At 43.0% G+C, this 12,863-nt stretch carries 9 protein-coding genes; 6 read left to right on the forward strand and 3 right to left on the reverse strand.

Going from position 1 to position 12,863, the window contains the following annotated elements; all coding sequences use genetic code 11:
- Nucleotides 1–1,245: 1,245 nt before the first annotated feature.
- The 6 genes from ACED53_RS21275 to ACED53_RS21300 all read left to right on the forward strand — a co-directional run bounded on the left by ACED53_RS21275 (nucleotide 1,246) and on the right by ACED53_RS21300 (nucleotide 9,335).
- On the forward strand, nucleotides 1,246–2,973 hold the full coding sequence (locus ACED53_RS21275) for an ABC transporter ATP-binding protein (protein ID WP_009848076.1): 1,728 nt from the start codon (nucleotides 1,246–1,248) through the stop codon (nucleotides 2,971–2,973).
- A gap of 94 nt (nucleotides 2,974–3,067) precedes the next feature.
- Nucleotides 3,068–4,621, forward strand: a complete 1,554-nt coding sequence (locus ACED53_RS21280) for an ABC transporter substrate-binding protein (protein WP_009848075.1) — start codon at nucleotides 3,068–3,070, stop codon at nucleotides 4,619–4,621.
- Nucleotides 4,622–4,801: 180 nt separating this feature from the next.
- Nucleotides 4,802–5,779, forward strand: coding sequence for an ABC transporter permease (locus ACED53_RS21285; protein ID WP_009848074.1), 978 nt, complete (start codon nucleotides 4,802–4,804; stop codon nucleotides 5,777–5,779).
- Nucleotides 5,780–5,781: 2 nt separating this feature from the next.
- Nucleotides 5,782–6,720 carry an ABC transporter permease gene (locus tag ACED53_RS21290; RefSeq protein ID WP_004735541.1) on the forward strand — a complete coding sequence of 313 codons (939 nt, stop codon included), beginning with the start codon at nucleotides 5,782–5,784 and terminating at the stop codon, nucleotides 6,718–6,720.
- Nucleotides 6,721–6,908: 188 nt separating this feature from the next.
- A complete protein-coding gene (locus ACED53_RS21295) occupies nucleotides 6,909–7,895 on the forward strand; it encodes an SPOR domain-containing protein (RefSeq protein ID WP_017099982.1) in 987 nt (328 codons plus the stop codon).
- Between the two features lie 198 nt (nucleotides 7,896–8,093).
- Nucleotides 8,094–9,335: an NADH:ubiquinone reductase (Na(+)-transporting) subunit B gene (locus ACED53_RS21300; protein WP_017099983.1), complete on the forward strand. Its 1,242-nt coding sequence runs from the start codon at nucleotides 8,094–8,096 to the stop codon at nucleotides 9,333–9,335.
- Between the two features lie 91 nt (nucleotides 9,336–9,426).
- On the opposite strand, the gene ACED53_RS21305 is transcribed toward ACED53_RS21300, so the two are convergent.
- The 3 genes from ACED53_RS21305 to tenpIN all read right to left on the reverse strand — a co-directional run bounded on the left by ACED53_RS21305 (nucleotide 9,427) and on the right by tenpIN (nucleotide 12,324).
- Entirely contained in the window at nucleotides 9,427–9,678 is a 252-nt protein-coding gene (locus ACED53_RS21305) for a DUF6482 family protein (protein WP_017103429.1), read from the reverse strand.
- A 141-nt stretch (nucleotides 9,679–9,819) separates the two neighbouring features.
- On the reverse strand, nucleotides 9,820–11,517 hold the full coding sequence (locus ACED53_RS21310; protein ID WP_017099984.1) for a hypothetical protein: 1,698 nt from the start codon (nucleotides 11,515–11,517) through the stop codon (nucleotides 9,820–9,822).
- A gap of 366 nt (nucleotides 11,518–11,883) precedes the next feature.
- Nucleotides 11,884–12,324: a type III toxin-antitoxin system TenpIN family toxin gene (gene tenpIN, locus ACED53_RS21315; RefSeq protein ID WP_017099985.1), complete on the reverse strand. Its 441-nt coding sequence runs from the start codon at nucleotides 12,322–12,324 to the stop codon at nucleotides 11,884–11,886.
- Nucleotides 12,325–12,863 lie beyond the last annotated feature (539 nt).

The raw sequence follows: 12,863 nt of genomic DNA on the forward strand, positions 1-12,863 counted from the left end.
CGCATCTGGTTTGGGACCAGAGGGTCGGGGGTTCGAATCCCTCTTCACCGACCACCTTAAGAAGCCCTAGTCGAAAGACTAGGGCTTTTTTGCATCTGAAATTTAGATAACTTGAACAGAGTGGGGGTTCGCCTGATGTTCAAAGAATGTCTCTTCACTGACCGCCTTTAAGAAAGCTCATCAGAAATGATGAGCTTTTTTTTATCTGTAGATCACTAGATTGGAACCCAAGTGGGGTTCGCCTGATGTTCAAAGGATGTCTCTTCACCGACCACCTTTAAGAAAGCTCATCAGAAATGATGAGCTTTTTTTTCATCTGTAGATCACTAGATTGGAACCCAAATGGGGTTCGCCTGATGTTCAAAGGATGTCTCTTCACTGGCCACCTTAAGAAGCCTCAACTAGCCGTCCGTGTCAGGAATGACGGGGCTTTTTTACATCTCTCATTTCAGTAATCCTCAATTTTTAATGCTGGGACCTCAACCGCTTCGATATCTTGCCTGATGTCACCTCCGTAAATCTCCCCCTCCATATAACAAGGCAGGCTTTTACCCTTTATCTCCATTATGGTGCTTATACGGAGCAGTTTGCTTTATCAAATGTGCAGATCGATATCTAATTTTATATAAAACTCACCACCAATCATTCGACAAATTAATAGGTTTGGTCTAAGGATTTTTATGAAAAGTGAAATTTGACGTTAAATATGTTCTCTAAGGCCTGTATTTGACAGATTTCTTCGAATCTTGTTGTTTAAAAAATCCTTTGATTTATTAAATCTTTCGTTTTTCTTGTTTGTATTTATCAAAAAAAACATATGGTTGAATATGTTGTTGGGTTGGTTTTATCTGGTTATTTTGTTTGCTTAAATTGGTAAAGTCAGCGTTTGTTTCTATAGTGTTAATTGTTTTTTGGAATAATTATTTGATCTTGGTGATTGATGGGGATATGTGCTTTGAATGATATGTTTAACTCTACAAGTACGCAGTAGTAAGGGGTTTGTGAGTATTTATTATTGGAAATATAATGCTGGTTTTCATTACTATATGCTATTCGAGTGAATACTTATGTGGTATTTTTACTTGCTAAGCGTTTAATGTCGACTTTTTATCCTATTTTTGTTGCTTTTCTGTGAATTATTTGCCAAATTGTCAACCGTATAAAATATCAGAACAATATTCTGGTAAGAATGGATTCAATTTTGCAGACAGGGCAGAAAGCTGCCAAAGCAGTAGAGGTCTGGTAATGTCACTTTTAGAAGTAAAAAATCTTCGTATCGAATACCCATCTCGTCATGGAGTTCACGCCGCAGTGAAATCACTTTCGTTCAACATTGAACGTGGTGAGATTGTTGGCGTTGTAGGCGAGTCTGGTGCAGGCAAATCAACAGTAGGTAATGCTGTGATCGATTTGCTGAGCCCTCCTGGTCGCATTGCTAGCGGCGAGGTATTTCTGGACGGTGAAAAAGTTTCAGGCTTATCTCCTGAACAGATGCGTTCTGTTCGCGGCTCAAAGATTGGTTTTATCTTCCAAGATCCAATGACTTCTCTTAACCCTCTATTCACAGTAGAACAGCAGTTAAAAGAGACGATTCATGCCAACATGAAGGTTTCGGATCAAGAAGCCTACCAGCGCTCATTAGATTTGATGAACCAAGTTGGTATTCCGCAACCAGAAAACCGTTTAAAGCAGTACCCACACCAATTCTCTGGCGGTATGCGTCAGCGTGTTGTTATCGCGATAGCATTGGCAGGTGAACCTGACTTAATCATCGCAGATGAACCAACAACCGCACTGGATGTTTCTATTCAAGATCAGATCTTGGGTTTGATTCGCGACCTATGTATTAAGAAGAATGTAGGTTGTATGTTGGTCACACACGATATGGGTGTGGTATCTAATGTTACCGATCGCGTGGCCGTTATGTATCGTGGTGATTTGGTTGAGTTTGGTCCGACGGCGAAAGTCCTTGGTACTCCTGAACACCCTTACACGCACAGTCTTATCTCCGCGGTTCCGCGTTCAGATCGTAAACTTGATCGTTTTCCTCTTGTGAGCTACATCGAAGAAGCACATGAGATGGAACCACTTGATGTGAAAAACCACTGGTTAGGTCAAAGCCAAGACCACCGTGATTACACTGGTCCACTGTTGAATGTTGAAAACGTAAACTTGCGCTTTACTACCAAGGATTCTTTCTTTGAGAGTCGTCGTGAGTACGTTCAGGCGTCAAACAACGTGAGCTTTGAAGTACACGAAGGTGAAACTTTTGGTCTTGTTGGTGAATCTGGTTCGGGTAAATCAACGATTGCTCGTGTGATTGCTGGTTTGTACGCACCTAACTCAGGTAAGGTAACGTTTGAAGGCGTTGATCTTACGGGACTTAAATCTGAAAAAGAACGTCGCCCAATGCGTCGTCAAATGCAGATGGTTTTCCAAAACCCTTATACATCAATGAACCCTCGAATGAAGATATTCGACATCATTGCTGAGCCGATCCGATTCCATAAACTGACGCGTAACGAGAATGAAACTCGTCAGATCGTTAACGACCTGCTAGAGCACGTTGGTTTAGGCAAGATGGCTGGGGTTAAATACCCACACGAATTCTCAGGTGGCCAACGTCAGCGTATTTCTATCGCTCGCGCCTTGGCAACTCGTCCACGTCTTTTGATTTGTGATGAACCTACCTCGGCGCTGGATGTGTCGGTTCAGGCTCAGATCCTTAACCTATTAAAAGATTTACAAGACGAGCTCAACCTAACCATGCTGTTCATCAGTCACGATTTACCGGTTATTCGCCAAATGTGTGATCGTGTTGGTGTGATGCAAATGGGAGAACTATTGGAAGTAGCGCCAACTGAGCAGCTATTCCAATCGCCTCAGCATGAATACAGCAAACACCTAATTTCTTTAATGCCTGAATTTACAGGTTTAAGAGAAGAAAAAGCAGTGGCACAAGCCGCGGTATAAAAATCAGCAGGCTGGAGTTTAGCTTGCTAAAAACAATAAACAGACGCAAATACAACAACTAGGGATCTGGATTCCCGCATGAAGGAGTTATGCAATGAAAACCATGAAAAGCAAATTAGCAGTAGCTTTAATGGCAGCTGGCCTAAGCTTTAGTGCAGCAGCAGCAGATATTACCGTTGGCTACGCAGCTGACCCGGTATCACTTGACCCGCACGAGCAGCTGTCTGGTGGCACACTGCAAATGTCTCACATGGTGTTTGACCCTCTAGTACGTTTCACTCAAGAGATGGATTTTGAAGGCCGCCTAGCATCTAGCTGGGAGCGTGTTGATGAAACGACTTTCCGCTTTAACTTACGTAAAGGCGTGAAATTCCACTCTGGTAACGAACTGACTGCTGATGATGTTGTGTGGACTTTTGAACGTCTACAAGCTTCTCCAGACTTTAAGTCTATCTTCACGCCATACGAAAAAATGGTAAAAGTGGATGACTACACAGTTGAGCTAGTATCAAAAGCGGCTTACCCACTAGTACTACAAACAGCAACCTACATCTTCCCAATGGACAGCAAGTTCTACTCTGGTCAAACAGCGGAAGGTAATGACAAATCTGAGCTAGTTAAGCACGGTAACTCGTTTGCTTCGACTAACGTTTCTGGTACTGGTCCATTTATCGTAACGCAGCGTGAGCAAGGCGTTAAAGTAACGTTCGAGCGTTTCAACGATTACTGGGACACAGAAACTGAAGGTAACGTAGACAAGCTAACACTTGTGCCAATCAAAGAAGATGCAACGCGTGTAGCAGCACTTCTTTCTGGCGACGTTGATATGATTCACCCTGTTGCGCCAAACGATCACAAGCGTGTTAAAAAAGCTAAGAACATCGATCTAGTAACGCTACCTGGTACTCGTATCATTACGTTCCAAATGAACCAAAACAGCAACGAAGCACTGAAAGATGTGCGCGTTCGTCAAGCAATCGTTCATGCGATTAACAATGAAGGTATTGTTAAGAAAATCATGAAAGGTTTCGCGACCGCTGCTGGTCAGCAGAGCCCAACAGGCTACGCGGGTCACAACGAAGATCTAGTTCCTCGTTACGATCTGAAAAAAGCGAAAGAGCTGATGAAAGAAGCGGGCTACGAAGATGGCTTTACACTAACTATGGCAGCGCCTAACAACCGTTACGTGAACGATGCGAAAGTTGCGCAAGCGTCTGCGGCAATGCTGTCTAAGATTGGTATCAAAGTTGATCTTAAGACAATGCCTAAAGCACAGTACTGGCCAGAATTTGACCTATGTTCAGCAGACATGATGATGATCGGCTGGCACTCAGATACTGAAGATTCAGCTAACTTCAACGAGTTCTTAACAATGACTCGCAACGAAGAGACTGGCCGTGGTCAATACAACTGTTCTGGCTACTCAAACCCAGAAATGGATGCGATTGTAGAAGCTTCTAATACTGAAACTGACCCAGTTAAGCGTTCTAAGATGCTGAAAGGCGTTGAAGCAACACTTTACAACGATGCAGTCTTCGTTCCTCTACACTGGCAGAGTGAAGCGTGGGGCGCGAAATCTAACGTAGGTGCAGCAGACGTAGTAAACCCAATGGTTATGCCTTACTTCGGCGACCTAGTTGTAAAATAATCTAGCTTGCTAGAATCGAGAGCCTGAAGCTTTCAGGCTCTCAATATTATTAAGATATAGATTTAAGTTTCGGTATTTGGTCTTCCTTCAGTCTGGCTAAATACCTTTTTTAAGACTGAATTTTTTGTTGTCTAGTCGCGGATTTCGATTAGATAGTCATGGATAGATAAGGGGCAAGGAATGGTTACGTTTCTGGTCAAGCGCCTGTTTCAGGCACTGATAGTGATGTTTGTGATCAGTTTGGTGGCGTTTGCCATTCAGGATAACCTGGGCGACCCGTTACGTGAGTTAGTCGGTCAATCTGTTTCAGAGGCGGAGCGTCAAGCGCTACGCGATGAACTCGGCTTAAATGATCCCTTCGTTACAAAATACTCTCGCTTTGTAGGCGCAGCTCTACAGGGTGATCTTGGTACTTCATACTTCTTTAAGCGACCTGCAGTTGATGTGATTCTAGATAAACTAGTGGCAACTCTGGAGCTGGTATTTGGTGCTTCTTTAATTATTGTTTGTATGTCGATCCCACTCGGCGTTTACTCTGCGATTCACCCAAAAAGCTTTTTTACCAAATTGATTATGGCAGGCAGTAGTGTCGGTATCTCGGTTCCTGTTTTCTTAACTGCAATCATGCTGATGTATGTGTTCTCTATCGAGCTCGGTTGGCTGCCGTCATTTGGACGTGGTGATACGGCCAACTGGTTTGGTTGGGAGTCTGGCTTCTTAACGCTAGATGGCCTTGCACACTTAGTACTTCCGAGTATTGCTCTGGCATCTATCATGCTGCCGCTGTTTATTCGTCTAGTTCGTTCTGAAATGTTAGAAGTTCTAAGTTCTGAATACATTAAGTTTGGTAAAGCGAAAGGCCTAGCGCTAAACAAAATCTATTACCAACATGCATTGAAAAACACCATGCTACCGGTACTTACCGTTGGTGGTGTTCAGATTGGTACTATGGTGGCTTACACCATTCTTACGGAAACTGTTTTCCAGTGGCCAGGTACAGGCTTCTTATTCTTAGAAGCAATCAACCGTGTAGATACACCACTGATTACTGCATACGTTATTTTTGTTGGTCTTATTTTCGTCGTGACTAACACGATTGTTGATTTGCTTTACGGTGTTATCAACCCAACCGTTAACATCACAGGGAAAGGAGCATAATCATGGAACAGACATCGACAGTGCCGTCTCGCTGGGAACGTTTTAAGCAATCTGACATTGTGTATTACTTCTTACGCGACAAAGTGGCAATGGTGAGCTTCGCCATTTTCTCAATCTTCTTGGTGATGGCTCTAGCTGCACCTATCCTAGCGCCAACAGACCCGTACGACGTGACATCGATTGATATCATGGACTCAGAACTTCCACCATCATGGATGGAAGACGGCGAAGAACGCTTCTTGCTAGGAACGGATGAGCAAGGCCGTGATATTTTATCGACTATGCTTTACGGTTCTCGTTTATCACTGACCATTGGTTTCTTAGCGGTAGGTCTACAACTGACGCTTGGTATCATCATTGGCTTGTCTGCAGGTTACTTCGGTGGCCGTATTGATAGCTTCTTGATGCGCTTCGCTGATGTTCAGCTTTCGTTCTCAACCATGATGGTTGCGATCATTGTCTCGGCCATCTTTAAGGCAAGTTTCGGTAGTGACTTCTATGCACAATACGCTGTGGTGATGCTGGTGGTGATCATTGGTATCGCAGAATGGCCGCAGTATGCGCGTACTATTCGTGCATCAGTATTAGCAGAGAAGAAGAAAGAGTACGTAGAAGCGGCACGTGTGATGGGCTTTAGAGCACCTCGTATCATGTTCCGTCATATCCTGCCTAACTGTTTATCACCGATTTTGGTTATCTCTACAGTACAGGTGGCAAATGCCATCATGTCAGAAGCGGCACTTTCTTTCCTAGGTTTAGGCCTTCCAGTCGACCAACCCTCACTGGGTGCTCTGATTAGTACTGGTTTTAACTACATCTTCTCAGGAGCATGGTGGATCACTGCATTCCCAGGTGTGCTTTTGGTGACATTGGTTCTAGTTATCAACCTACTAGGCGACTGGTTACGTGACGTGTTTAACCCGAAAATCTATAAAGGGTGATAGTTCAGTTTGATTTTTAGTAAAAAAAATCACTAAACTAAGAGTCGTAAGCAATTACGGCTCTTTTTTTGCTTAATGAATTTGGAACTTAGTACCATTGATAGAGTCAATAGTACTTAAAATGGAATTCATGTTTTATCGACATTTGTTCGGTAATAATTAACCCCTAGAGGGTTTAAGTGGTGGTTATGAAGTTGACAATGAATGTTGTATGTCGTGCTGTGGTTAGAAATTATCGTATGGGGCTTATTGCTGCATCCCTGTTGGTATCAAGCCAAGTTAATGCCGAATCGGTTCTATGCGATGCGACTCAGGCAAGCACCAATCAGTTACCACAGCTAGAACAATCATGTCCGATTGGTAAAGGTGTTTGGGGCAGTAAAGCGCCTAAACATCATTCAGATAATGAGCTGTTTTGGGTTCAATGTGGTTTGTTGAATAAGCCTTTGTCACTGAGCAAAGCAAAGCCATTGTATGAGAAGATTTCAACTAACGTATGGATGAAGCCCGAAGGTGGAGACTATCGCTGCCTAATTGGTCCTTATTCTACTTTCTCTGATGCGAGAAAAGACTTAGCTCAGGTACGTAAGGTTTCTGGCTATGGCGAAGCCTTTATTCGTATGGTTGATAAATCGAAGACCTCTTCTTCACAACCAGTCGTGACCAAAGCAATGAAGTCAAAAACGGCAGAGCCAAAAACGGTTAAGCATCAAGCCCCAGTTAAGGCTAAAGTAGCAGCGAAACCAGCGCCGAAGCCGATAGCAGCTGCTCAAAAAGCTGCAGTCGCGAGTGCTGCTGCCATTCAAGCTTTCCCTAGTCATGGTGCAAATTCAGACAATGATCTGAACATTGAAATACGCATGACAGCGAGTGTTGCGGGGAGTAAATATGCGATTCCTTATCTTTTAGGTGATGAACAACAGTTTTATATGGAGCAAGGTAAACCTTGGAGCCGACTCTATTACGACAGTGCCGAATTAGTATGTGATAAGATTAATATGACGCTGTTGAGTGAAAAGCAGTGGCAAAGTCTCTTAGGGTCGAAGGTCATGGAAAATCAGAATTGGCCAATGCATCTACCTTATTGGGGAGCGGATAAAAAAGGCCTGTTTACTAACGGTAACGTAAACCAGCTTAAAGGCTCCTCACTACTTAATGTGATGTGTGTGAAATAACGAAGACGTGCGTAAGACCAGATAAGCCTCAGCCATTGCTGGGGCTTTGTTGTTTATACGCCTTTCTTTTCAATATCAGGTCGATTTCCGGATACTCGGATTTTCAATACAAATTTGATTAAAAATAGCTAAAAATTGTTCAAATAGAGCAGTTGGTGCGTAGAAAACCATAACTCAAGCAATAAGGTGATTGAGATTATGAGTTTGAAGAAACGATTAGAAGACGTAGCCCCGCGTTTTGAAGCCGGAGGTAAATACGAAAAGCTTTACCCTGTCTATGAGGCGTTTGCCACCATCTTTTATACGCCCGGCAACGTAAACCGAGGCTTGACCCATGTTCGAGATAGTATCGATCTCAAGCGTATTATGATTCTGGTGTGGCTGGCGACTTTCCCTGCCATGTTCTGGGGCATGTATAACGTCGGGCACCAGAGTGTCTCGGCACTTACATCCAGTTATCAACTTAACGAACTTACCTCGGTTATTGAGAGTAGTTGGCGCTTGTCATGGGCATTTGGTGATGCACAGTCATTGATAGTAAGTAGCTGGGGAAGTCAAATGCTGCTCGGGGCTCTCTACTTCTTACCCGTTTACGCGACAGTTTTCGTCGTCGGTGGTTTCTGGGAGGTGCTGTTTGCCGTTGTACGTAAGCATGAGGTCAACGAAGGATTTTTTGTTAGCTCGGTTCTCTTTGCCTTAATTCTTCCACCGACTATCCCGTTATGGCAAGCAGCGCTAGGTATCACCTTTGGTATCGTTGTCGCGAAAGAGCTGTTTGGTGGTACAGGGCGAAACTTCCTCAACCCTGCACTCGCAGGCCGCGCGTTTCTCTACTTCGCCTATCCAGCGAACATGTCGGGCGGGCTTGTGTGGGTTGCCGCTGACGGCTATTCAGGTGCGACACCTTTAAGTCAATGGTATGAAGGTGGCAGCACGTCACTCATCAATAACATGACTGGCGAGGCGATTACTTGGATGGACGCCTTTATCGGTAATATTCCGGGTTCGATGGGCGAGGTTTCTTCATTGCTTATCATGTTGACGGGTCTGATTCTGATTGTCATGAAGATCGCCTCTTGGCGCATTGTTGCCGGTGTGATTATCGGTCTCGTCGTGACTTCGAGTTTGATGAACTGGATTGGCTCTGATACCAACTCGATGTTCTCGATGCCGTTCTACTGGCACTTTGTATTGGGCGGTGTTGCCTTTGGCACTTTCTTTATGGCAACCGACCCAGTTTCTGCCGCGTTTACTAATCAGAGTAAGTGGGCTTACGGGATTTTGATCGGTGTGATGACGGTCGGTATTCGAGTGCTCAACCCTGCTTATCCAGAGGGCATCATGTTGGCGATCTTGTTTGCTAACCTTTTTGCTCCGCTGTTCGACTTTGTAGTGAAAGAGCAAAATATCAAACGCAGGCAGAAACGAACATTGCGCTGATTTCAGTGCAGATAGGGAAAGCGATTCCCATAAGAAAGGCTTGCATCGCTGCAAGCCTTTCAATTTTTATTGCGATTGATTTGAAGTTGATTTAACTCCACTTCAAATCAATTTCGAATGGTTGGGTGTTACCACAATGCTCACCGCACATCTCATCGTATGCACTGTTGTGTATCAGCATTGCCGACGATACGCCTTGATCACTGAAGTGGTCGCGGGCTTGGTTAACACTCAAAAACTTCATTGGGTGCTGGTGGTCGTCTTTGATTAACTGCTTTTGCTCGCCAATGATTTGGTAAGCCAAGTAGATCCCGCCTTCAAATGATTCAATGAGTAGATTCATAACAAACTCCATGTTGTTCTCGATAGTTCTTTGTTTCTGTATCTACGTTGATGGTTGTTTGAAGGTTCATGTGTGTTAAAAATGAAAAAACCAGAAGCTCAGCTTCTGGTTTATTAATAAGTCATCAAACTAACTCAAAGGTTAGTTGATTTTCTGCATGATGCTAACACGGCCTGTTGTTGATCCGTCTGGAGTCATTTTACGGCGAGTTAGCAACCCTTCATCCCAGTTAGTACCTGCTGGCTGATACTCCCATTTAATGATGTATTCTTGATTATTACCATTTGCATCAACAGGACATTTATCTCCTGAACCAGGAATATAACCATTGTCAGTATCATCACAGAAGCGCACGACTGAGTTTAGATCTGTCAGTGTTGCTTTTGATTCATGTCCTGAAATGTTAAACCACCAATAGTCAATTGCAGCAAGCTCTTCATAGGTATACTTCTTGCCTGAGTCTTCAAGATCTGCCGGTGAGTTTGCATTGCACTCTTTCCCTGATACGGTAGCGCCCTCAGAATCAAATACCATTCTCATGACAGCATTTTGTCCATCAGCGCAAATCTGAGTGGTATCCCAAGACCCAGTGAAATCCACGTACCTTTCGTCACTAGGTGTTTCTACGTGATAGTAGAAATTCAAACTTTCTTCGATACGCTTTGCTTTACTTGATTCGCTTGATGGGTCGCTTAACTCTGTTTTTGAACGAATTTGTGTGTATATTTTTGTAATTGGGTCATAGCTACCTGAAAGAGTTTCATATTGGTATGAAGGGGTTGCATCGCCTTCATCTCGATCATCTTCCAGTTTGTTTGGCGTGTAGTGGTTGAGGACTTGTTGATTCCCTTCAATGAAAGGTGCCCAACCGTAACTCTCTGGTTTAGGTGTGGTATTTTCTTTGCTTTTATCAAGTAGAAGGTAAGAAAACGGAGCGTTTAGGGTGAAGTCTGGGTGAGCTGTTTGATTGCAGCCTGCAGAACTCCCTGCCAATACACAGCTGATGTACTTTTCAGCGTCTGCGTATGACAATAAAGAGTCGCTGTCACTTACAGCAATAAGACCATTGGCTGAATCTTGATAAGTGAAGTAAGGCGTGCCACGTGTATGTTCAAACACAGCTTTAGGGAGCATTTTGTCAGCGTGAACTAACATTGTTTTGTCGTTAGGGCGGTTGTTTGGATCGTTAATATCATACTGTCTCACCATGATTGAGCGAATAAATTGCCCATTTTTCGCTACAAATGGATTGGCATCAGCGCTGCCGCGAACAGTCCCTGATTTTTCTCCGAATGCTTTCTCCATATGAGCCAATGCTTCAGATTCATTAGTAATTGAAGTGACTCCCATCGCTGTTAGGAAGTCTGTAACAGAATCACGGTCATCTAGACTTAGGTTTTTCATCTTCGCTAACGTCGCAGCATCAGGTTCGCGCAACGCATCTGGAATTGTCAGTACTTCATCAGAAGCGCTACCAAATTGGTTATCTAAAGACTGAAGTAGAATTGCTAAATTTAGAGCTCGGTCGTATTTGCCCGCCGCTTCAAATGGTGTCAGTACATCACGGTTTGATGCTGCCCCTACTTTCAAGCCATTTTCACCACCAATGAAGAAGGTCACCGTATCGTCAGACTTAGCGGTAAATTCGCCTTCGCTGTTTGTGATGCCCTTTGAACCAGAGCTAGTGCTGTAGTAGATACCTTCAACAGCGGCATCGATAAACTTGTTGGTTGTTGTGGATGGTCCTGTCGGTGTTGTGACACCTGAATTAGAACTGTCGCTACCACAACCTGTTAAAGCCACTGCAATCGCTGCTGCGAGAATACTCACTTTTTTCATTACTCGTACATCCTTCATGTATTAGAGCTAATTGTTTTTTTTATGCGTGTAATTTTATAGCGCGCGATTGTAGTTTGATCTTGATTCCAAGTTAAGTATGTAAAATGCTGTTCGGTTAATAAACATCCCAACCATACGGTAAAAAACAAAAAAAGCCGACATAGGTCGGCTTTTGTATAATATTTCTTTGACTTACAGTGGTTTATCGCATGGTAACAAACTACCAACACAGGTGGATTCAGTAATAAATCTGGAAAGGTAAAAAGGAAAAGGTATTAGAGCCTCTTCCAGAAAAATCGACTTTTGGAACTAATTTTCCTAAAAAGTGAGATTCACTATATCAGTTTCCAGAAATTGCACTACGTCTTAAATCCCCAATTCGGAGTGAAAGTATTGCAACGTGCAGAAAATGAATCGCCTGTCTGTTGTGCTAGTACCTTTCTTCACACATTCAAGATAAGCAGATACATACATTTCAAATTCAGCTTGAATCTTATCTTTATTCAATTGAATTTTATCAAACTCTTTCTGCTCTCTGAGCTTGAAAGCTGTTGATTCTATGTCATCCTGTTCAACGATAAGCGCTTTAGAATAATCAAGACCATTCCAGATCAGCTTTTTTCCACGTTTCATGGAAATAGTTTTGAACCCATTGTTGTGATTCATATTACTGCGTAAAGGTATCGCATAGGTAAGGGTGTTGATGGTAATCGATACAATGCCATAACCACGGTTCTTTTCTAGCACTTGTGGTCTATCTTTAGACAGTTTGTCATAGGAGTCTTGTTTTAATGTTCTTATATCCATCGTTTTCCTTTACATACAAAAAAGCCCCAATAAAGGGGCTTTTTCATGTAGATTAATCCAATGAGGTTGATACTATTTCATGTGGGGATGCCTCTACCGCCACTAATCCAATGAGGTTGATACTGTTTTATAAGGGGATACCTCTACCGCCTTTCATCTACAACTTGATCATAGTTCTTTTGGGCATGACTTACAAGACTATTTGGCAAGAAATCGACAAACGTATTGTTAATCTTTATTCAACATGACGACTATTATTAAGCAGCAGCCAAGTGAGCTTAGTGCTCTCTAAGTACCAATGCAATACTTTATTTTGGATGATTTTTACTCTAATTGAGCTAATGAAGTTGCCTTCGAATTACTAACATTTGCTCTGACCCCATTAGATGAAGGTGTTAGATTAATAATTGAGACATCTATACCATCGTTTTCAAACTTTCTACGGAGGAAGTTTGCTTGTACAGGGTCATGTGTAGTCATCATAACCCTATCTGGCAGGGTAGTTGTCACTGTTAAAATTTAACCAGTTTGGGCGATAA

Origin of the sequence: Vibrio sp. 1F169, from assembly GCF_041439605.1 — a bacterium.
Classification (GTDB): Bacteria; Pseudomonadota; Gammaproteobacteria; order Enterobacterales; family Vibrionaceae; genus Vibrio; species Vibrio tasmaniensis_A.

Coding starts and splice junctions, on each gene's coding strand:
- ACED53_RS21275 (WP_009848076.1), top strand. CDS start 1,246: ATGTCACTTTTAGAAGTAAAAAATCTTCGTATCGAATACCCATCTCGT.
- ACED53_RS21280 (WP_009848075.1), top strand. CDS start 3,068: ATGAAAACCATGAAAAGCAAATTAGCAGTAGCTTTAATGGCAGCTGGC.
- ACED53_RS21285 (WP_009848074.1), top strand. CDS start 4,802: ATGGTTACGTTTCTGGTCAAGCGCCTGTTTCAGGCACTGATAGTGATG.
- ACED53_RS21290 (WP_004735541.1), top strand. CDS start 5,782: ATGGAACAGACATCGACAGTGCCGTCTCGCTGGGAACGTTTTAAGCAA.
- ACED53_RS21295 (WP_017099982.1), top strand. CDS start 6,909: ATGAAGTTGACAATGAATGTTGTATGTCGTGCTGTGGTTAGAAATTAT.
- ACED53_RS21300 (WP_017099983.1), top strand. CDS start 8,094: ATGAGTTTGAAGAAACGATTAGAAGACGTAGCCCCGCGTTTTGAAGCC.
- ACED53_RS21305 (WP_017103429.1), bottom strand. CDS start 9,678: ATGAATCTACTCATTGAATCATTTGAAGGCGGGATCTACTTGGCTTAC.
- ACED53_RS21310 (WP_017099984.1), bottom strand. CDS start 11,517: ATGAAAAAAGTGAGTATTCTCGCAGCAGCGATTGCAGTGGCTTTAACA.
- tenpIN (WP_017099985.1), bottom strand. CDS start 12,324: ATGGATATAAGAACATTAAAACAAGACTCCTATGACAAACTGTCTAAA.